Raw genomic sequence first — 19890 nt, forward strand, 5'->3', positions numbered from 1 at the left:
TGGGTATCTTGTCAACTAATCACCCACAAAAATACATCATCCTCAGGTTCTGTGCAAGAGTCTGTTGCCTCTTTCTTTTGAGACATTCCGTTCCGGACGCGGACGTGTCTGTGGTTTACGGTTCGGATGTACAGGCTTGGCTATCGGATGTTTGCCGGGTTTATCCGTCCGTGATGGTTTTACATTCGGATGCCGGGGATGTGGTTTAGCCGGATGAGAAGGCCGGATGTCCGGACGATGCGCAGGTCTGTGGGGCTTCTCCGGACTCATTGCCGGATGCGGAGGACGATGCGCAGGGGTAAAATGATAACCGGGTCCAGAGGATGGACGCTTTGCCATAAAATCGTGCTTCCTATTATCGGGACGACAACGGAAATCTCCTCGATATATCGCATGATGGTACACCCTTGGGTAACGTTTCTGATAAAAACTTCTTCCGCCACAATGGTGCCGGCTATGTGCCCCACAATAAGTCAAGTAGTGTGCCGGACGGTCGAAATAAAAGAACGTACGATTGGGGTACATTTTGTAAACACGCAGATAACAGATATTGTTCATCGCATAAACCGGACGGAAAAAATAATCCAATGCCATAAACCGCACATACTCGGCACTGGACAAAATCCAGCGCAAGTCATCGTTCCGTTCGTCCAGATAACGATAATAAGCATCAAGCGCATATGACTCCGAACGTGCCATAGCGGCTACATACGGGTCGACGCAATGAAAAAAGTCGTAATTGACCTCGTACAGGTCGTTGTACTGTGTTTGGGTCAAATTCAGTTCAAACGCCATCCGGTCGGTAAGGAAGCGGGCATTGATGCGGATATCCCCCAATCCGGAAGCCATGGCCGATGATGTCAGGCAACAGATGACAAGGAGCAGGCTCCATATACATTTTTTTGTCTTCATATGGGTAACGGTTTAAATTTCTTGATACAAAAATAGGAGGATAAAATTCCTCCTGCAACAGAAAGTCCCCACACATTGGTAGGGACTTTCCTATTTGTGATAGGGATTTCAGGCAATTGGTAACCCGCGATATGCCGCTTCCAGTTGTTTCATCGCCCGTTCTACTACAGCACGTGGACAGCCTACGTTCATCCGCATGAAACCAATGCCTTCTTTGCCGAACATTTCTCCATCGTTCAATGCCAGCCCAGCCTTTTCTACAAAAAAAGCATTCAATTCTTTTTGCGGTAAACCAAGTTCCCGGCAATCCAGCCAAATTAAGTAGGATGCCATCGGACGCATAGCCTTTATCTTGGGCATATGCGTTTTCAGACATTCGTCTACATAATCGATATTACCTTGGATATAGGCGATACATTGTTCCAGCCACTCCGTGCCGTGCGAATAGGCTGCCTCTACTGCAAGGAAAGCAAAAACGTGTCCCATATCCAGTTCGCCTGCCTCCACGTAAGTATGAAAACGGTTCAATAATTCCTTATTATATATGATGACATGCGAAGCCGCCAAGCCCGGCATATTAAAAGCCTTACTGGGGGCCATAAACGTAACCGAATGTTCACGGGCTTCTTCCGAAATAAGTGCAAAAGGCACATGCTTGTAGGGAGGAAGCGTAAGGTCGGCATGTATCTCATCAGAGAATACCAGTACATTGTTTTCGGCACAGATAGCCGCTATGGCTTCCAGTTCCTTACGTGTCCATACCACGCCTCCCGGGTTATGAGGATTGCATAAGATAAATACTTTTATGTCTTTCGCCAACCGGCGAAACAGTTCCAAGTCCATCCGGTAATGCCCGTCTTTCAATACCAGCGGACACGTAATCAATTCGCGCCGGTTACGGGTCACCAGCCAGGCAAAAGGATGATAGACAGGAGGCATAATCAACACTTTATCGCCCGGACGGGTAAAGGCATTGAGTGCCATCCCCAGCCCTGGTACAATACCTGGTACATAATGAAGCTGGCTTTGTTTCACCTCCATACCATAGCGTGCCTTCACCCAACGGATAATAGCCTGATAATAACTGTCCGGTTTTGCGGTATATCCTAACACCGGACACTCACAACGCCGGCGTATGGCATCAACTACAAAAGAAGGAGTAGCAAAATCCATATCTGCCACCCACATCGGAATTAAATCACTTCTTCCCCAAATTGCTCTCATGCCGTCTATCTTCTCGGCATCCGTGCCGCGACGGTCTATTTGTTCATCAAAATTATAAATCATACGGTATATGTTAGGTATCAGCCATTATAAAGACTAGAAATCAAACGTTAGGAAAGTTCGTTTACCGATTGGTCAGACACCGATATCAATCAGTGTCAAATCTTCCCCGAAAACAGCTCACAAAGGTAGCCGATTCTGATTATCTCCAAAATTATTTCAAGAAAAAGTTCATAAATTGTTTGTTTTTTAAAGAAAAGTATTACATTTGCACCCAGAAAGCTAACAAACTAACAAAACAGACGTATGAAAACATTTGCTACATACTTCTTCTTTTTCTTTTATTACTTTTACTTTAGCAATGAAGTGAAGCGGGAGTTTGTATGCATACGTTAAACGATAACAAACAAGAGAGAAAACCAAACTAAAAAATGATACGAAATCCCGCTTCCGAAACGAAGACGGGATTTTTTTTATTTAAAGCATTTTGAAAATGAAAAAAGTAGCCATACAAGGAGTCTTGGGCTCGTATCACGACATTGCGGCCCACAAATACTTTAAGAATGAAACCATCGAACTGATTTGTTGCAACACATTCGAAGAAGTGTTTGCCGAAATGAAGCAAGACGACAGCGTCCTCGGAGTGGTGGCAATCGAAAATACCATTGCGGGTAGCCTGCTCCATAACTATGAATTGCTTCGTGATAGCGGAGCCACCATCATAGGCGAACACAAATTGCGCATCAGCCACAGCATTATGTGCCTGCCCGGCGAAGACTGGGGTACACTGACCGAAGTCAACTCGCATCCTGTAGCACTGGCACAATGCCGTGACTTCTTGCAGCACCATCCGCAACTGAAGGTGGTAGAAACCGAAGACACCGCAGCCAGTGCACGAGACATCAAAGAAAAAGGGCTGAAAGGCCATGCTGCCATTTGTTCGAAATATGCTGCCGAACTCTATGGCATGAAAATCCTGCAAGAAGGTATCGAAACTAATAAACACAACTTCACCCGCTTTCTCGTGGTATGCGACCCCTGGATAGCCGATGATTTACGCGAACGCCCGAAGCTGAACAAGTCGAGTATCGTTTTCTCTCTTCCCCATAACGAAGGAAGCCTCTCGCAAGTTTTGTCTATCTTCTCGTTCTATAAAATCAACCTGACCAAGATACAGTCGTTGCCCATCATCGGACGCGAATGGGAATACATGTTCTACGTCGATGTAATGTTCACCGACTATCTGAGATATAAACAAGCTATTGATGCCGTAACCCCGCTTACCAAAGCACTTAAAATATTAGGAGAATATGCAGAAGGAGAATCAACTTTATAACATCCAGCCTGCCGACCGGCTGGCGAATGTAAGCGAATATTATTTCAGCCGCAAGCTGAAAGAAGTGGCACGCATGAATGCCGAAGGAAAAGACGTCATCAGCCTGGGCATCGGAAGCCCTGACATGCCGCCTTCGGAAGAAACCATCAACGTGTTGTGCGAGAACGCCAAGAAACCCGACGCGCACGGCTATCAGCCTACCGTGGGCATCCCTGAACTGCGCCGTGCCATGGCAGACTGGTACAAGCGCTGGTACGATGTAGACCTGAATCCGGATACCGAAATTCAGCCGCTTATCGGCTCGAAGGAAGGCATCCTGCACGTGACACTGGCTTTGGTGAATCCGGGCGATCAGGTATTGGTGCCCAATCCGGGTTATCCTACCTATACATCCCTGAACAAGATACTGGGAAGCGAAATCGTCAACTATACACTCAGAGAAGACAATCACTGGCAACCTGACTTCGACGAACTGGAACGGATGGACCTGAGCCGCGTGAAGATTATGTGGACCAATTATCCGAACATGCCCACCGGAGCCAATGCCACCTTGGAACTGTATCAAAAGCTGGTAGACTTCGCACGCCGGCACAACATCGTGATAGTAAACGACAACCCGTACAGCTTCATTCTGAACCGCAAGCCCATCAGCATCCTGAACATTGAAGGGGCGAAAGAGTGCTGCATCGAGTTCAACTCGATGAGCAAAAGCCACAACATGCCGGGCTGGCGTGTAGGTATGATTGCCACAAATGCCACATTCATCCAATGGATACTGAAGATAAAGAGCAACATCGACTCGGGCACGTTCCGCCCCTTGCAGCTTGCCGCAGCGCAAGCATACCGGAACAGCGCGGAATGGCACGAGGAAGCCAACTATAACGTGTATTTCCGCCGCCGGAAGCTGGCTGAGGAAATCATGCACGCCTTGGGCTGCACGTTCGACCCCGAGCAGGTAGGCATGTTCCTGTGGGGGAAAATCCCCGACACGTATGCCGATGTGGAAGACCTGACCGAAAAGGTATTGCACGAAGCCCGTGTATTCATCACCCCCGGATTCATCTTCGGAAGCAACGGCAAGCGGTATATCCGCATCTCGCTCTGCGCCAAAGACGAGAAGCTGGCGGAAGCGCTCAAACGGATTCAAGCAATCATGTAATCAGATATGAAACGCAGATTAACGCAGATTTTCACAGATAATAATTTAAAGTTCTGCATTTTCTGTAACAATAAAAATCTGCGTTAATCTGCGTTTTAGCAAACTTAAACTTACGAACTCAAAAAATTCAAAAGATATGGAACTCGAATTACAACCCATCGAACTGGAAGGCGTATCGAAAGAACGTCCCGTTGTCATTGCAGGCCCCTGCAGTGCAGAAACAGAAGAACAAGTGATGTCAACCGCAACCCAACTTGCCAACAAAGGAGTCAAAATCTTCCGTGCAGGCATCTGGAAGCCACGCACCAAACCCGGAGGCTTCGAAGGAATCGGCGTGGAAGGGCTGGCTTGGCTGAAGAACGTGAAGAAGGAAACCGGCATGTATGTAGCTACCGAAGTGGCTACTGCCAAACACGTGTACGAATGCCTGAAAGCCGGCATCGATATCCTGTGGATTGGCGCACGCACCTCGGCAAACCCCTTTGCCGTACAAGAGATAGCCGATGCCCTGAAAGGCGTGGATATCCCGGTATTGGTAAAGAACCCTGTTAATCCTGACTTGGAGTTATGGATTGGCGCACTGGAACGCATCAACGCCGCAGGGCTGAAACGTCTGGCAGCTATCCACCGCGGCTTTTCTTCGTACGACAAGAAAATCTACCGCAACTTGCCTCAATGGCATATCCCCATCGAATTGCGCCGCCGCATCCCGGCTCTGCCCATCCTGTGCGACCCGAGCCACATCGGAGGCAAACGTGAACTGATTGCCCCGCTCTGCCAGCAGGCCATGGACTTAGGTTTTGACGGACTCATCGTAGAATCGCACTGCAATCCGGACAGCGCCTGGAGCGACGCTTCGCAGCAAGTCACGCCCGATGTACTCGACTACATCCTCAACCTGCTGGTTATCCGCAAGGAACACCAGACCACCGAAAGCCTGCACGAATTGCGCCAGCAGATAGACGAGTGCGACAATAACCTGATGGAGATTTTGGCAAAACGCATGCGTGTATGCCGCGAAATCGGTACGTTCAAGAAGGAACACAACATGACCGTCCTGCAGACCGGACGTTACAACGAAATCCTCGACAAGCGCGGAGCACAGGGAAGCCTCTGCGGCATGGATCCCGAATTCGTAAAGACCGTATTCGAAGCCATCCACGAAGAAAGCGTGCGCCAGCAACTGGAAATCATTAATAAATAAAAGATTTACGATTTAGCGATTTACTATTTACAATTTAGGGTTTCAACAAGAATGAGACACAAATTACTAAATGATAAATCGCTAAATCGTAAATAGTAAATCGTAAATAAAAAAGATGAAGATTCTGATATTGGGAGCCGGTAAAATGGGCTCCTTCTTTACCGATGTATTGAGCTTTGAGCACGAAGTGGCTGTATTCGAAACCGACCCGAAGCGGTTGCGCTTCATGTACAATTGCTACCGGTTTACAAAAGAAGAAGAAATCGAGGCTTTCCGTCCCGAACTGGTCATCAATGCCGTAACCGTAAAATACACCCTTCAAGCCTTCAACCAGGTAATGCCGTTCTTGCCCAAGGATTGCATCATCAGCGATATCGCTTCGGTCAAGACCGACCTGCAGGCGTTCTACGAGCAATGCGGATTTCGTTATGTATCTACCCATCCGATGTTCGGACCGACTTTCGCCAACTTAGACCAGCTCAGTTCGGAGAACGCCATCATCATCAAGGAAGGCGACCATCTGGGCAAGATATTCTTTAAAGACCTGTATCAACGCCTGGGCTTGAACATCTTCGAATATACGTTCGAGGAGCACGACGAGACCATGGCATACTCGCTTTCCATCCCGTTTGTGTCTACCTTCGCCTTTGCGGCGGTGATGAAGCACCAGGATGCGCCGGGCACCACATTCAAACGCCACATGGCTATCGCCAAAGGCGTATTGAGCGAAGACGATTACCTGTTACAGGAAATCCTGTTCAACCCCCGCACCCCGGCACACGTGGAAGGCATCCGCACCGAACTGAACGAGCTGCTGGACATCATCAGCAAAAAAGACGCCGGGAGGATGCGTGCCTATCTGGAAAAGATTCGAGGACATATAAAATAATGTGCTAATAAGCTAATGTGCTAATATAAGAATGTGCAAATGTGCCAATTCCGTATTAGCACATTTGCACATTTATACATTGTTTGAATTATCAGAAAATATAGCCTACCGAAATAGCAAAACTCATGTTCTTTGGAGAAATTTTATCACCATCTTCATCAATTACGTCACCATTAAATGGACAAATAAATCCGTTCTGTCCCGTTAAATTAATCAGATAGCGGTCTGCCAATTCAAAACCAATTCCGTATTGCAATCCAAGATCAAAGCGATTCATTATTGCATCACGTCCATCTTCTCCCGAAAAAAGTTTAGTATCTTCTCCACTATCCCAATGTTCCTTATTCTTTCCACCAAGCCCGATAGCAAGATAAGGACCTGCGTTTACAACAAATTTAACATTATCTGTAATGTTTGTTTTCCAAGCTCCCATCAGCGGTATTTCCAAATAAACAGGACGATACGTATCCTTGTATCCATCCTCTTTATATTTCCATCCTTTGGAAGAAAACATCACCCCCGACTTAAACGACCACATATCCGTGATGCTGTAATCCATACCGATACCTAAATTAAAGCCAGGCAATGCTTTCGAATCGTCCATCTTCGTCATGTTACTGAAGTTCACGCCAAACTGGGCATCCCAACGTACTTGTGAAAAACCAACCAAGGCAATCATTCCGAACAATACGGTTAACACTAACTTTTTCATAGCTCTTTTCTTTTTAAGTCATGGCCCTTCCCTTAACAGACCGAAACTCATTTATAATCTCTTTTGCCGGAAAGCGAAGGGATGGCTCCCTCTAGATAAGAACAGAAAGCCCACTTCCAGCAAATTAAACTAAGACAAAGTTAGAAAATTTTACGGAATATACAAACTTTTCCAAACATAGAGTCTGCCTAAAAGCCTTTTTTAATAACCATCGCAACATAAAACGATACTATCCGGAACAAATTAAGGACTATAATTTAACTTTCTTCTTCACCGCCTTCGATTCGTTCTGCAAGCGGTCGAGGGCAGTCACTACATAGCGGTACTTTGTCTTCCCGTCCTCATACGGAAGCTTATAGAAGCAATCGCGCGTAATGGTTACGATGTGCGAAGGGTCTTTCAGGTTGACATCTTCCTTATTCCCGAAGCGGTACACCACGTATTGCACCGCCTCATCCATCACGTCCTTGGCTTTCGGAGCCGTCCAGAACAGGATGTATCCGTCTTCGGTCCATACCGGCTTCACCTTGCGCACCTTCTTCGGAGCCTTGTCGTCCATAAACGGATAACGGGGCTGGAGGGCAGGATACTTGTGATAAACCTTCTCCAGCATGTCGCAATAATTACCCGGATTGTCCACCACAGCGGCGGCATACCACTGGCAACTTCCTCCGATGGCAGGAAGCGAGCGCTGCAACTGATACTTTGCCGGCATCTGGTTCAGACGAGGATTCTTTATATCAGCATTCGAAACCGTACGCATTACGTCTTGACCGATATACAACGGACGTGCAGCCGAATGCTTCGCCCACCAGCGCACCAAGGTGTCATAGTCTGCCGCCGGATGCCCGATTTCCCAATATACCTGCGGGATGTTGTAATCCACCCAGCCGTTGTTCACCCACAACAGTACATCGGCATACAGGTCATCGTAGTTCTGAAGCCCGTTCGTATTGCTTCCGTTCGGGTCTGATTTCTTGTTGCGGTAGATACCGAAAGGCGATATGCCGAACTTCACCCACGGCTTGCACTGGCGTACGGTCTCGTGAATCTCTTTTATCAATACGTTCACATTATCGCGCCTCCAGTCTGCCTTGTTTGTAAAGCCCCTTCCATATGCCGCAAAGCTGACGTTATCCGGAAAGTCCATGCCGTTCACCGGATAGGGATAGAAATAATCGTCCATGTGGATGGCGTCTATGTCGTAACGCGAGACAATGTCGCGCACAATGCGGCAAATGTACTTGCGCGACTCGGGTTGTCCGGGGTCGAAATACAACTGACCCGCATAGCGTACGAAAAGATTGGGATATTTATTATAGGGATGAAGCGGAGAAAGCACCGTCGTGCCCTTGGTCTGTGCCCGGTACGGATTAATCCACGCATGAAGCTCCATGCCTCGCTTGTGGCACTCGTCTATCATGAATTGCAAAGGATCCCACATCGGAGTGGGTGCCTGGCCCTGTACACCGGTCAGGAAGCGGCTCCACGGTTCGTATGATGAACGATAAAGTGCATCGCACTCTGCCCGTACCTGAAAGATAATGGCGTTGATGCCCGCCTCCTTCAGCTTGTCAAGTTGGTTCACCAATACAGTCTGCATGGTCCGTGCAGGCATCCCCTGAAACTGTCCGTTTACACATTGTATCCATGCTCCGCGGAACTCACGCTTCGGATAAGCATTCTGTGCCGTCATCGCCTGCCAGAAGCACAGGCAGAAGAGGCAAGCCGCCAAGAAAAATTTCGCTTTCATTATTGTCTTTTCGTTTCAATGTTTTTAGTCGGGGAACAAAGATAAAGAAACTCTCCCAAATACGGATGGATTTCGGAAAAATAATACTCCGCAATATAGCTGCATCGTTTGTAAGATTATTAATCTTACAGCGTGAAGATTAATAATCTTTCGGCTTGAAGATTAATAATCTTACAAGTAAGGCGGCCATGCGGATTGGATTATCGGACTAAGTTTTCGACTAAAAAACGACTAATAAATATTGCCGCCCGTGGAAACAAACTGTTAAAGTACCTTTTCTCCAAGTGGCTGAGACCCACGAAAAAAGATACTCCAGCCATTCTCTAATGGTTGGAGTATCACAACACAAAAACTAAACTAGACTTAACTAAACTATTCAATAAGAAGTTTCACAACTTCTGTTGTTATTATGTACACGGCAAATATAAGCCTTATATTTAGAAGCGGCAAACTTATCAAAAGAAAAACGCACTTATAGGACGTTAAAGAAGATTAAAAACGAGAACAAGTTTAAACAATATGTTCGTTAACATAGTTTTGGAGCTCTTGCTTATAACTATCAGAGATCGGAATGTAATCTTTTCCGAAGACAATGCGTCCTTTGTCGATTATTTTTATTTTCTGCTTTTGGACGATAAATGAGCGGTGAACCCGTATGAACTGGCTTGCCGGCAGCTTTTCTTCCATGGCTCTCATGCTGATGAGTGACAGGATGGGTTTGTCTGTTCCTTCTACATGGATTTTAATGTAGTCTTTCAAGCCTTCGATGTATAAAATCTTGCTTAGTTCTATTTGTATCAGTTTGTAATCGCTTTTTACATAAATGTATTTTTCGGCTTGTGCGGAAGAGAAAGCAGTTTCGGCTTTTTGTTGGAGTTCGAACCAGTGGATGGCTTTGTTGACAGCTTCCATGAAGTCGGCATAGCTGATGGGTTTCAGTAGGTAGTCGAGTGCATTTACCCGATAGCCGTCGATGGCATATTGATTGAATGCCGTGGTGAAGATGATGCGGGTAGTATCGGATACCATACGTGAAAATTCCAGTCCGTTCAGATCGGGCATTTGGATGTCGAGAAACAAAAGGTCGACCGGATGTTCGGGCAATGACTTCATTGCCTGGATGGCACTTGAGTATGTACCGCAAAGAGTCAGTACAGGGGTCTTTTTTACATAACTTTCCAGCAGTCCTAATGCCAGAGGTTCATCGTCGATGATAGCGCAACGTAAGTTCATGTTAGTTTCTATTTTTAGAGTTATACAGAGTGAAATGGCCGGATGCTGATAGAGGACAGGTATTCTTTGCCATCGTGTGACACGTGTCGTTCCCATTGGTAACGTCCGGGATAAATCAGCTCCAGGCGTTTGCTTACCTGTTCCAGCCCGATGCCAGACCCGCTTTTGTCTGTACGGGTTTTCGGGTAATTGCTGTTGCGTATGGTACAGCATATTTCTTCATCTGTTTCTGTGATAGTGATGGAGATGAAGCTGGGATGGGTAGGAGATATGCCGTGCTTGAATGCATTTTCTATTAAGGAAATGAAAATGAGCGGTGCAATGGGAGTCTGGCTTTCCGGCTTGATGTGGAATTCGGTTTCTATCGTTACCTGTGAGGAAACGCGTATGCGCATCAGTTCAATGTAATTCCGGATGAAGTCGATTTCCTTTATTAGCGGTACGAACATTTGCTGATTGTCGTAGAGCACATATCGCAGTAGTTTGCTCAGTTCCTGTACAGCTTGTTGAGCCTTGTCTGTATCGAAGGCAATCAGTGCATAGATATTATTTAAGGTGTTCAGCAGGAAGTGAGGATTCAGTTGGTTGCGGAGGTTTTTCAGTTCGGCTTCGGTGCGGCTTTTTACCGCTTCTTGCCGTTCGGCTTCAGCTTGGCTCCAACGAATGCTCATGCGGATGGCAACACTCAGTCCTGTTGAGAAGATGAGGCCTGCCATGTCGCGAAGATAAAAGATGTATTGTGGAGGAATCGGGCGGTTCAAGTCGGGAGGAGGTGGTGCAATCAAGTTATTCAGGTAACGTTGTCCCAAGGTCATGATAGCGATGATGACAAAGTTGGTCAACAGGAACTGTCTGGAACGTTCCCGGAAGAGAAGATAGGGTATTAACAGAAAATAGTTGAGGTAAAAGATGAAGAATGCCGAGGTGGGGAAGATGCTGTGGTGCATGAATTCTTTCCAGTTGATTGTGCCGTTGGTGCGTTGGGCGAAGAAAATCGGGAAAGCGAAAAAAAGTCCCCAGCAGATAATATGTATCAGTATCTCCAAGGTTCGGCGGGGTATGTCGGTGGTTTGTTTCATGGTGCTTTTGTAATTAAATGAACAAAGATGATGGGCAAGCTTTCGAAAAATCCGGCTGCCGGGATGAACTCCTTGGGCAGCCGGATAAAGAAACCAAAGTTATGAAGAACAAAGTTATTTTAGACGAACTTTCACAAGCTCGGGCTAAAATCAAAATAAATGAATCACTCGTAGCGTAAAGCCTCTATCGGGTCAAGGTCGGCGGCTTTCTTTGCCGGATACCAACCAAAAAATACACCTGTCAACGTGCAGACCGCGAACGAGAGCAGTACGCTCCACGGTTGGATGAACACGGGCCAGTGGGCTACCGTCTTGATGACGAAGCTGGCTCCGCATCCCAATATGACACCAATCAGTCCTCCTGTGATGCTGATGAGAACGGATTCGATGAGAAATTGCGAAAGAATGTCTATGCCTCGTGCGCCGACCGACATGCGCAGCCCGATTTCGCGGGTGCGCTCGGTTACCGACACATACATGATATTCATGATTCCGATACCTCCTACTACCAGTGAAATACCGGCAATACAGGCAAGCAGGGTGGTCATCAGGTCAGTAGTGGTATTCAGCATCGAACTGAGTTCCTGCTGGGTACGGATGGTAAAGTCGTCATCGTCGGTGCTTTTCAGCTTGTGTTCGCGGCGCAAGACAGTAGTGATTTCGTCTACTGCTTCTTGGGTCATGTCTTCGGTCAGTGCAGAAGCAAATATGCCGCTCAAGTAGGTTTGTGCCAGCAAGCGTTTCATTACGGTGGTGTAAGGTGACAGTACGATATCGTCCTGGTCTTGTCCCATCGAGTTATATCCTTTTGATTTCAAGACGCCGATAACGCGGAGTGGAATCTTGTTGCAACGGATGATTTTACCAATGGGGTCCGTTCCGTCGGGAAACAGGTTGTCTACTATGGTCTTCCCTATGATGCAGACTTTTGCAGCTGTCCGTATGTCGTTGTCGCTGAATGCTTCGCCTTGTTCTACCGTGAGTTGACGTATTTCTAAATAATCATTGCTACATCCTGTTACAGAAGACGGGTAGTTGTTCGAACCGGCGATGAGTTGTCCCGATGAAGATACATTGGGGCTGATGGCGGCAAGATAGATGCATTCGTCACGCAGTTTTTCGTAGTTTTCCAGTTTCAGTGTCTGCATGGCTGATGGGTCTTGACGTACGCCGCCGCGCATTTCGGCTCCGGGATGAATCATGATCATGTTCGAACCCATTTCCGAAATCTGCTGCTGGATACTTCGTTTCGAACCTTGTCCGATGGCAAGCATGGCAATTACCGATGCCACACCGATGATAATGCCCAGCATGGTGAGGAAAGCACGGAGCTTGTTGTTTGCCAATGCCCGAAGCGCTATTTTGAATAGGTTTGTTCCGTTCATTTTTATAAATTCTTTCTCGTGTTTACTTTGTTTTAAACTCGTTTATGAGCTTGTCGGAAATATTTTTTTATACTTCCAGACATGTGCCTGGACACGGACTTTTATGCTTTCGTAGCCCGAAACTATTGGCGAAAATCGTTTGTTTATGCATCATCATCGTTTTTGGGTAGTGCAGCAAGTGCCTCGGCTGCTGATAGGACGCGTTGATTTATGGTGTCTTCTATTACGTGTCCGTCGCGCAGGCGGATGTTGCGGCTACTGTATTGCGACAAGTCCGGGTTATGCGTGACAAAGATGATGGTTCGTCCTTCCGCGTGTAGTTTCTGAAACAGCACCAGGATTTCGAAGGATGTCCGAGTGTCAAGGTTACCGGTTGCTTCATCAGCGAGGATGACTGCCGGATTGTTGACTAAGGCGCGTGCTATAGCTACTCGTTGCATTTGTCCGCCTGACATCTGGTTCGATTTGTGCTCCAGACGGTCTCCCAGTCCTACGGCAATCAATGCTTCCACGGCTCTTCTTTTTCGTTCGGCTGCACTTACCGCGGGATTATACATCAGCGGAAGTTCCACGTTAGCGACTGCAGTCGTTTTCGGAAGCAGGTTGTAGTTTTGGAATACAAACCCGATTTTCCGGTTGCGCAGAATGGCACGTTGTGATTTACTCATTGTGCGCACTGAAATTCCGTCCAGATAATATTCGCCACTGGTGGGTGTGTCAAGGCATCCCAAGGTATTCAGCAAGGTTGATTTGCCGGAGCCGGATGTCCCCATGATGGTAACAAACTCTCCTTCACATATCTTGAACGAAATACCGCGCAATGCGTGGACAATTTCATCTCCCACCACAAAGTTACGCTTAATATTTTGTAATTCAATGACTGTTTTGCTCATTTTTTGAAAGAATTACGTTGCATCCGTTTATTTTTTGTCTTTTTTCTTGTCACTTCCCGGAGGCCCTGGCATAAACGGGCTGCGTTCGCCGCCTTCACTGCTTTCGTTCATTTCGGGCATTTCACTTTTTACGGTGGCTTCGGTTACTACTTCCGTGCCTTCGTCAATGCCTTCCACTTCTGTGTATGCACCGTCGCTGATGCCGGTTTTTACCGGATGTGCTACGAATGTGTTGTTTTCTAGCGTCCATACTTTGTGTTCGCCGGCACAGTCTTGGATGGCGCGTCCTCCTGCAATATCCTTATTCGGAGTGAAGCGCAAGGCTTTGGCAGGAACGGTCAGCACGTTGTCGTGTGTCAAGGTGTAAATAGTGACATTGGCGGTGAGGCGTGGCTTCAGTTTCAAGTCGGGATTGTCGGCTGTGATAACAACTTCGTAGGTCACTACCGTTGATTCGCTGCTAGATGACGAAGAACTGCTGGAACTGCTGTTCACGCTGCCCAGGCGTACTTGTTTCACTTTCCCCTCGAATACATCGTTGGGGTAGGCGTCGACGGTGAAGGTAACTCGTGCGCTGTCTGCTACTCCTGCAATGTCTGCTTCATCCACATCGGCTACTACCTGCATTTGGGTCAGGTCTGCAGCAATGGTAAAAAGAGTGGGGGTCTCGAATCCGGAAGCTACGGTTTGTCCTTCTTCTACATCTTTGCTGGTGACTATTCCGTTTATCGGTGATGTGATGGTGGCATACGATAAGTTTCTTTCGGCTTTTGCCAATTCGGCTTCTGCTTGCTCGTAGCTGCTTGCGGCACGTTGATAGTCGTAAGTGGATAGTTCGTAGTCGGTATCGCTGATCAGTTGCTTTTCATGCAAGGTCTTGTTGCGTTCATACAGTTTTTTTTTGTATTCGTATTCGGCTTTTGCACCGTTATAAGTAGCTTGTGCTGATTGTAAATCACTTAGAAGTGTAACCTTGTCCATTTCAGCGATGATTTCTCCTTGCTTGACTATCGAGTTGTAGTCTACATAGATTTTGTCAATAATGCCGGATACTTGCGTACCCACTTCTACTTCAGTGACTGGCTCAATGGTTCCTGTAGCCGTGATAGAGTTGCTGACACTGCCTGTCCGTGTTTTTTCGGTTACGAAATCGACTTGGCTATTGGCTTTCGTTCCGCTTAAGGTCCAGCATACTGCAATAATCACTACGATGGCGATTGCCGCTATAATCCATGTTTTTTTCTTCTTCATATTGCTTGTTTTTTATAGTTCGATATTGTTTCCTGCATAAAAGTTCAGAAGTGTCCGGTTAAGTATCGCCATGTATTTGGCTTGTACCAATTGCTGTTTGGCACTTAGCAGGTTGTTTTTCTCTGTGAGTAGTTCCACGGTATTTTTCATGCCCAAATTGAATTGTTCGTTTACCATGTCGAAGCTGGTTTGGCTGCTTTTCACTTTGGTTTCGGCAGCAACATATTGCTGTTGTGCATTTAAGGCATCCAACCACAGCCCCTCAATGGTACTGTATAGTTCTTTTTGTTTGTTTATCAAGTCTAGTTGGCTGGTGTTGTACTGTAAACGTGCTTTCTGTACGTTACTTTTGTTTTGGCGATTGTCGAAAATAGGAATGCTGAGACTGATTCCTATCATGTTATTCCAGCCGTATTTCATTTGTTGCGCCCAGTTGTTTGTGCTGGCACTGTTGGTCGTACTCGAACTGGATGCTGACAGGCTGATGGTAGGATAGTAACCTGCCTTGGCGGCCGATATGCCTAGTTTGGCGTTTTCTATGCTTAGCCTGCTGCTTTGGATTTCAGGACGTATTGCCATGGCTGCTTGGTAGACATCGGTTTGACTGGGCAACATTTTCAGAATGTTTTCGTCATTCAGTTCGGGGAGGACCAGGTTGAATTCTTCACTACCGTCCAGTTCCAGTAATTGTTTCAGTTGCAGTTTATAGTTTCTCCACGTACTTTCTGCAGTGACAAGTTGGTATTGGTCATCGCTTACTTGAGCTTCCAGTTGTGCCAGATCGGCTTTCGAAAGGCTTCCTTCGGCAAACAGTTCTTGTCCTCGTTTGTAGGTGGCTTTGCTTACTTCCACTGTGCTTCTGTTTATTTGGATAGATTCATCAGCATAAAGAATCTGGATGAAAAGTTGTGTTATCTGTTCTTGCAAGGTGTTTTCGGTTTCTGAGACGGTCAGGCGGGCAATGTCGCGGTTGGTTTTCTGTTGTTTCAGATTATTTAGTCTCTGTCCTCCATTCCACAGCGTCCATTGTGCATTTAGGCTGTAATTGCCGTTGTATGTGGTCTTTTCGTCGCTGCTGATAATTTCTGTTCCGCTAACCGTGTTGCTTTGTTCTTGGTAAGGCCGGTTTACCACGTTGTGTCCTGTGCTGAATGACAGACTTGGGAATAGGCTGGCGCGTGCATCCTTGATGTCTATTTCGCTTTCTTGTAGCGAAATCTTGTTTTGTTGCAATTGGATGTTTTTTTCAAGTGCATAGTTTATGCATTCTTGCAGTGTCCATTCTTTTCCGTTCGAGTTTTCTTGTGCGTAAAGAGGAAGGGCAGCTGATAGAATCGTATATATGCAAGCCGTTCGTAGTTTCATAAATGTTATTTGTTTGGTTTTGATGTATGCAAATGTATGAATCACTGGGAAAAGGAACAAATGATATAGATTAACGGATAAATTCTACGGATAAAGACTTGCATTTTACCGATAAAAGGTTTTTCTTTGTAATCATTATAAAACTATATTATGATTAAAAGACAGATTCTTCGAGTTTGGACGTTTTATCGGGATGGTTTTCGTTCGATGACCATAGGGCGCACATTGTGGGTGTTGATTCTGATAAAACTTTTCATTATGTTCTTTATTCTGAAGTTGTTTTTCTTTCCGTCGTTCTTGAAAGGGAAGAGTCCCGAGGAAAAGCAGGATTATGTCGGGATGGAACTGGTGAACCGTTCGGTGGATAATTCATTAACTAAATAAGATAGACGTATGTTAGCAAGTATTGACACCTCGATGATTGACTGGTCAAGAGCACAGTTTGCCTTGACCGCCATGTATCATTGGCTGTTTGTGCCCCTCACATTGGGATTGGCTGTGATAATGGGATTGATGGAAACCCTGTTTGTCATTTCAGGGAATGAGTTTTGGAAGCGGACAGCCAAATTCTGGATGAAGCTGTTTGGAATTAATTTTGCGGTGGGAGTGGCTACCGGATTGATTTTGGAATTCCAGTTTGGTACTAACTGGAGTAATTATTCTTGGTTTGTAGGAGATATCTTCGGGGCTCCATTGGCGATAGAAGGTATTGTGGCGTTTTTTATGGAGGCTACATTTGTGGCTGTTATGTTTTTCGGATGGAACAAAGTCAGTAAGAAATTTCACTTGGCTTCTACCTGGCTTACGGGATTGGGAGCAACTTTTTCGGCATGGTGGATTTTGGTGGCAAACTCATGGATGCAATATCCGGTAGGCATGGCTTTCAACCCGGATACGGTGCGGAATGAGATGGTTGATTTCGTGGCTGTTGCTTTTTCGCCAGTAGCAGTGACTAAGTTTTTTCATACCGTCCTTAGCAGTTGGATGTTAGGAGCAGTGTTTGTGATTGGAGTCAGTGCCTGGTTTTTGTTGCGCAAACGGGAAAAAGAGTTTGCCATTGCAAGTATGAAGGTGGCTGCTGTAGTTGGTCTGTTTGCTTCGTTGGTAACGGCGATGACTGGAGATAAGTCGGCATATCAAGTGGCTCAATGCCAACCGATGAAGCTGGCTGCTATGGAAGCTTTGTATGATGGAGGCACACGCGAACCTTTGACGGTGGTGGGCGATATCAAGATTCCATTGATGTTGTCTTATCTGGCTACGCATGATTTTGACGGTTATGTGCCGGGTATTAACAATATACTTTTGGGAGGATATGCTTTGCCAGACAGTACAAAAGCGCTTTCGGTCGTGGAGAAAATGAAGAACGGGAAAAAGGTCATAGCTGCCTTGGCGGATTATCGTGAAGCGAAGCAGGAAGGTGACCAAGTTGCAATGGAAGCGGCACGCCAGGTCATTGATGAGAATATGAAGTATTTCGGTTACGGGTATATTGATGACCCTAACGATCTGGTACCTAATGTCTGGCTTTCGTTTTGGGCTTTCCGCGTAATGGTAGGACTGGGAATGTATTTCATTGCTTTTTTTGCGTTGATATTGTTTCTTGCGTGGAAACGGAAGTTGTCGAAAGTAAATTGGTTGCATTATGTTGCTTTGGCAAGCATTCCGTTGGCTTATCTTGCCGGTCAGGCGGGATGGATTGTGGCCGAAGTCGGTCGCCAGCCTTGGACAATTCAAGATTTGCTTCCGGTAAATGCGGCCATATCCAGATTGGAAACTGGTTCGGTCCAGACTACTTTCTTTATATTTTTGATACTTTTTACGGTATTGTTGATTGCTGAAATCGGCATCATGCTGAAAGCTATTCAAAAGGGTCCCGAAGAGGCATGAATGCATAGTTAAACGGATTAACTCATAAAAATAATTCATTATGGATTCTACATATCTATTCTTACAAAATTATTGGTGGTTCTTGGTTTCGTTGTTGGGAGCCCTGTTGGTATTTTTACTGTTCGTCCAGGGAGGAAATTCTTTGTTGTTCCGGTTGGGACGTACTGATGAAGAGCGTACGTTGCTGGTCAACTCTACCGGACGTAAGTGGGAGTTTACTTTTACTACATTAGTGACTTTTGGGGGAGCGTTTTTTGCTTCATTTCCTTTGTTTTATAGTACGAGTTTCGGGGGAGCATACTGGTTATGGATGATTATTTTGTTCAGCTTCGTTTTACAAGCTGTTTCGTATGAATTCCAATCGAAATTAGGCAATCTGTTGGGGAAGCGCGCTTATCAATATTTCTTGGTTATTAATGGAGTGGTGGGACCGGTGTTGCTGGGAGCAGCTGTGGCTACTTTCTTCAATGGTTCGAATTTTATTGTCGATAAAGCAAACATGACCGATAATATGATGCCGGTTATTAGCCATTGGGCGAATGGATGGCATGGATTGGATGCATTTGGTGATCCTTGGAACATTATTTTGGGCTTGGCGGTGTTCTTTTTGGCACGTTTGTTGGGTAATTTGTATTTTATCAACAATATCCGTGATGAAAAGCTGATACCGCGTTGTCGTCGTCAGTTGATTACAGATGCTGTTCCTTTTCTGATTTTCTTTTTGGCATTTGTAATTCGCACATTGTTGAAAGATGGGTTTGCGGTGGATCCTGTAACTCAAATTATTGTGATGGAGCCGTTTAAATATTGGCATAATTTGCTGGCAATGCCTGTGCTTTTCGGCTTGTTCTTGGTAGGTGTGGTAAGTGTGTTGTTGGGTTTGATTAGGAGTATTTTGTCGCAAACCTACACCAAAGGTATTTGGTTTGCAGGTGTCGGTACAGTATTGACTGTATTGGCTTTACTGTTGAGCGTAGGATATAACCATACGGCATATTATCCTTCTACCGCTGATTTGCAAAGTTCATTAACTTTAGCAAATAGCTGTTCCAGCCAGTTTACACTAAAAACGATGGCTTATGTTTCAATTTTGGTCCCGTTTGTATTGGCTTATATCATATATGCCTGGAGAGCAATAGATCGAAAACCAATTACTTCCGATGAACTGAAGGAGGATGGTCATGCTTATTGATAGGTGGGATGAATTATGCATCAACTATAATTTTATATCTGCAATTAGTTAATCTGGCTGAGTTGGAAACGCAGTAGTACTGCATTTGCCGATGAAGTATATATTCGTAGGCCGATGCAGTATATATTCAACCGCGTATGCAGTATATATTCATTTTTCAGGGGTATGTATTGGTTGTTTGCGGACATTCATTTGGTTTTATATTACGATGCATCTAATTTCGTTGAAGAGAACAAATAGTTGCATTAACGCCGGTGCTGTATTTGATATTGCATCGGCGTCAATGTTTATAATCTTGTTTTTTCTTTGCTCTTTTCATGCTCGGTTTTCTGTTATTATATATAATAAGGAGTATTGTTATTCTTACTAAGTTTTTTCCAGGTGTAAATATTTTCCTGTATATCTGTGAATAT

18 protein-coding genes are annotated in these 19890 nt (G+C 45.7%); 8 read left to right on the plus strand and 10 right to left on the minus strand.

Annotated features, from left to right (window positions below; all coding sequences use genetic code 11):
• Nucleotides 1–42 precede the first annotated feature (42 nt).
• On the minus strand, nucleotides 43–912 hold the full coding sequence (locus H9625_RS05215) for a hypothetical protein (RefSeq protein ID WP_191763293.1): 870 nt from the start codon (nucleotides 910–912) through the stop codon (nucleotides 43–45).
• Nucleotides 913–1020: 108 nt separating this feature from the next.
• A complete protein-coding gene (locus H9625_RS05220; RefSeq protein WP_087208775.1) occupies nucleotides 1021–2199 on the minus strand; it encodes a MalY/PatB family protein in 1179 nt (392 codons plus the stop codon).
• Between the two features lie 430 nt (nucleotides 2200–2629).
• On the opposite strand from H9625_RS05220, the gene H9625_RS05225 reads away from it, so the two are divergent.
• The 4 genes from H9625_RS05225 (at nucleotide 2630) to H9625_RS05240 (ending at nucleotide 6724) form a co-directional block, all read left to right on the plus strand.
• Nucleotides 2630–3472 (plus strand): prephenate dehydratase, encoded by an 843-nt coding sequence (locus tag H9625_RS05225; protein WP_191763295.1) that lies wholly within the window; start codon nucleotides 2630–2632, stop codon nucleotides 3470–3472.
• Nucleotides 3447–4631, plus strand: coding sequence for a pyridoxal phosphate-dependent aminotransferase (locus H9625_RS05230; RefSeq protein ID WP_087248948.1), 1185 nt, complete (start codon nucleotides 3447–3449; stop codon nucleotides 4629–4631). Before H9625_RS05225 ends, H9625_RS05230 begins: the two co-directional genes overlap by 26 nt.
• Nucleotides 4632–4767: 136 nt before the next feature.
• A complete protein-coding gene (locus H9625_RS05235; RefSeq protein WP_022039592.1) occupies nucleotides 4768–5835 on the plus strand; it encodes a bifunctional 3-deoxy-7-phosphoheptulonate synthase/chorismate mutase type II in 1068 nt (355 codons plus the stop codon).
• Between the two features lie 115 nt (nucleotides 5836–5950).
• A complete protein-coding gene (locus tag H9625_RS05240; RefSeq protein WP_022039593.1) occupies nucleotides 5951–6724 on the plus strand; it encodes a prephenate dehydrogenase in 774 nt (257 codons plus the stop codon).
• A 91-nt stretch (nucleotides 6725–6815) separates the two neighbouring features.
• Here H9625_RS05240 and H9625_RS05245 read toward each other — a convergent pair whose 3' ends face one another.
• From H9625_RS05245 to H9625_RS05260, 4 genes are all read right to left on the minus strand, one after another.
• On the minus strand, nucleotides 6816–7436 hold the full coding sequence (locus H9625_RS05245; RefSeq protein ID WP_022039594.1) for a porin family protein: 621 nt from the start codon (nucleotides 7434–7436) through the stop codon (nucleotides 6816–6818).
• Between the two features lie 250 nt (nucleotides 7437–7686).
• Nucleotides 7687–9189: a glycoside hydrolase family 10 protein gene (locus H9625_RS05250; RefSeq protein WP_191763297.1), complete on the minus strand. Its 1503-nt coding sequence runs from the start codon at nucleotides 9187–9189 to the stop codon at nucleotides 7687–7689.
• Between the two features lie 510 nt (nucleotides 9190–9699).
• Nucleotides 9700–10422, minus strand: a complete 723-nt coding sequence (locus H9625_RS05255) for a LytR/AlgR family response regulator transcription factor (protein WP_022039596.1) — start codon at nucleotides 10420–10422, stop codon at nucleotides 9700–9702.
• A 20-nt stretch (nucleotides 10423–10442) separates the two neighbouring features.
• The gene (locus H9625_RS05260; RefSeq protein ID WP_191763299.1) at nucleotides 10443–11501 is read right to left on the minus strand and encodes a sensor histidine kinase; all 1059 of its coding nucleotides are present in this window, start codon (nucleotides 11499–11501) and stop codon (nucleotides 10443–10445) included.
• A 17-nt stretch (nucleotides 11502–11518) separates the two neighbouring features.
• Here H9625_RS05260 and H9625_RS05265 point away from each other — a divergent pair, with 17 nt between their 5' ends.
• Complete coding sequence (locus H9625_RS05265) at nucleotides 11519–11680, plus strand: hypothetical protein (RefSeq protein ID WP_191763301.1); 162 nt, start codon at nucleotides 11519–11521, stop codon at nucleotides 11678–11680.
• Here the strand turns inward: H9625_RS05265 and H9625_RS05270 are convergent.
• The 4 genes from H9625_RS05270 to H9625_RS05285 form a co-directional block, all read right to left on the minus strand.
• Complete coding sequence (locus H9625_RS05270; protein WP_022039598.1) at nucleotides 11666–12886, minus strand: ABC transporter permease; 1221 nt, start codon at nucleotides 12884–12886, stop codon at nucleotides 11666–11668. The two genes, H9625_RS05265 and H9625_RS05270, sit on opposite strands and share 15 nt — an antisense overlap.
• 143 nt (nucleotides 12887–13029) lie before the next feature.
• Complete coding sequence (locus tag H9625_RS05275; RefSeq protein ID WP_022039599.1) at nucleotides 13030–13779, minus strand: ABC transporter ATP-binding protein; 750 nt, start codon at nucleotides 13777–13779, stop codon at nucleotides 13030–13032.
• 27 nt (nucleotides 13780–13806) lie between these two features.
• Complete coding sequence (locus H9625_RS05280) at nucleotides 13807–15030, minus strand: efflux RND transporter periplasmic adaptor subunit (protein ID WP_191763303.1); 1224 nt, start codon at nucleotides 15028–15030, stop codon at nucleotides 13807–13809.
• Nucleotides 15031–15042: 12 nt separating this feature from the next.
• Nucleotides 15043–16395, minus strand: coding sequence for a TolC family protein (locus H9625_RS05285; RefSeq protein ID WP_191763305.1), 1353 nt, complete (start codon nucleotides 16393–16395; stop codon nucleotides 15043–15045).
• Nucleotides 16396–16545: 150 nt separating this feature from the next.
• Between H9625_RS05285 and H9625_RS05290 the strand changes: the two genes are divergently transcribed.
• The 3 genes from H9625_RS05290 to cydB are packed head-to-tail and all read left to right on the plus strand — an operon-like array spanning nucleotide 16546 to nucleotide 19477.
• Nucleotides 16546–16779, plus strand: a complete 234-nt coding sequence (locus H9625_RS05290) for a DUF4492 domain-containing protein (RefSeq protein WP_022039602.1) — start codon at nucleotides 16546–16548, stop codon at nucleotides 16777–16779.
• 9 nt (nucleotides 16780–16788) lie between these two features.
• A complete protein-coding gene (locus H9625_RS05295) occupies nucleotides 16789–18285 on the plus strand; it encodes a cytochrome ubiquinol oxidase subunit I (RefSeq protein ID WP_191763307.1) in 1497 nt (498 codons plus the stop codon).
• 40 nt (nucleotides 18286–18325) lie between these two features.
• A complete protein-coding gene (cydB, locus tag H9625_RS05300; RefSeq protein WP_022039604.1) occupies nucleotides 18326–19477 on the plus strand; it encodes a cytochrome d ubiquinol oxidase subunit II in 1152 nt (383 codons plus the stop codon).
• The last annotated feature ends 413 nt before the right edge of the window (nucleotides 19478–19890 follow it).

This window comes from Phocaeicola intestinalis (genome assembly GCF_014837065.1).
Classification (GTDB): Bacteria; Bacteroidota; Bacteroidia; order Bacteroidales; family Bacteroidaceae; genus Phocaeicola; species Phocaeicola intestinalis.

What these genes read in the sequence shown, in the direction of transcription:
- H9625_RS05215 (WP_191763293.1), bottom strand. Translation starts at nt 912, where the DNA reads ATGAAGACAAAAAAATGTATATGGAGCCTGCTCCTTGTCATCTGTTGC.
- H9625_RS05220 (WP_087208775.1), bottom strand. Translation starts at nt 2,199, where the DNA reads ATGATTTATAATTTTGATGAACAAATAGACCGTCGCGGCACGGATGCC.
- H9625_RS05225 (WP_191763295.1), top strand. Translation starts at nt 2,630, where the DNA reads ATGAAAAAAGTAGCCATACAAGGAGTCTTGGGCTCGTATCACGACATT.
- H9625_RS05230 (WP_087248948.1), top strand. Translation starts at nt 3,447, where the DNA reads ATGCAGAAGGAGAATCAACTTTATAACATCCAGCCTGCCGACCGGCTG.
- H9625_RS05235 (WP_022039592.1), top strand. Translation starts at nt 4,768, where the DNA reads ATGGAACTCGAATTACAACCCATCGAACTGGAAGGCGTATCGAAAGAA.
- H9625_RS05240 (WP_022039593.1), top strand. Translation starts at nt 5,951, where the DNA reads ATGAAGATTCTGATATTGGGAGCCGGTAAAATGGGCTCCTTCTTTACC.
- H9625_RS05245 (WP_022039594.1), bottom strand. Translation starts at nt 7,436, where the DNA reads ATGAAAAAGTTAGTGTTAACCGTATTGTTCGGAATGATTGCCTTGGTT.
- H9625_RS05250 (WP_191763297.1), bottom strand. Translation starts at nt 9,189, where the DNA reads ATGAAAGCGAAATTTTTCTTGGCGGCTTGCCTCTTCTGCCTGTGCTTC.
- H9625_RS05255 (WP_022039596.1), bottom strand. Translation starts at nt 10,422, where the DNA reads ATGAACTTACGTTGCGCTATCATCGACGATGAACCTCTGGCATTAGGA.
- H9625_RS05260 (WP_191763299.1), bottom strand. Translation starts at nt 11,501, where the DNA reads ATGAAACAAACCACCGACATACCCCGCCGAACCTTGGAGATACTGATA.
- H9625_RS05265 (WP_191763301.1), top strand. Translation starts at nt 11,519, where the DNA reads ATGAACAAAGATGATGGGCAAGCTTTCGAAAAATCCGGCTGCCGGGAT.
- H9625_RS05270 (WP_022039598.1), bottom strand. Translation starts at nt 12,886, where the DNA reads ATGAACGGAACAAACCTATTCAAAATAGCGCTTCGGGCATTGGCAAAC.
- H9625_RS05275 (WP_022039599.1), bottom strand. Translation starts at nt 13,779, where the DNA reads ATGAGCAAAACAGTCATTGAATTACAAAATATTAAGCGTAACTTTGTG.
- H9625_RS05280 (WP_191763303.1), bottom strand. Translation starts at nt 15,030, where the DNA reads ATGAAGAAGAAAAAAACATGGATTATAGCGGCAATCGCCATCGTAGTG.
- H9625_RS05285 (WP_191763305.1), bottom strand. Translation starts at nt 16,395, where the DNA reads ATGAAACTACGAACGGCTTGCATATATACGATTCTATCAGCTGCCCTT.
- H9625_RS05290 (WP_022039602.1), top strand. Translation starts at nt 16,546, where the DNA reads ATGATTAAAAGACAGATTCTTCGAGTTTGGACGTTTTATCGGGATGGT.
- H9625_RS05295 (WP_191763307.1), top strand. Translation starts at nt 16,789, where the DNA reads ATGTTAGCAAGTATTGACACCTCGATGATTGACTGGTCAAGAGCACAG.
- cydB (WP_022039604.1), top strand. Translation starts at nt 18,326, where the DNA reads ATGGATTCTACATATCTATTCTTACAAAATTATTGGTGGTTCTTGGTT.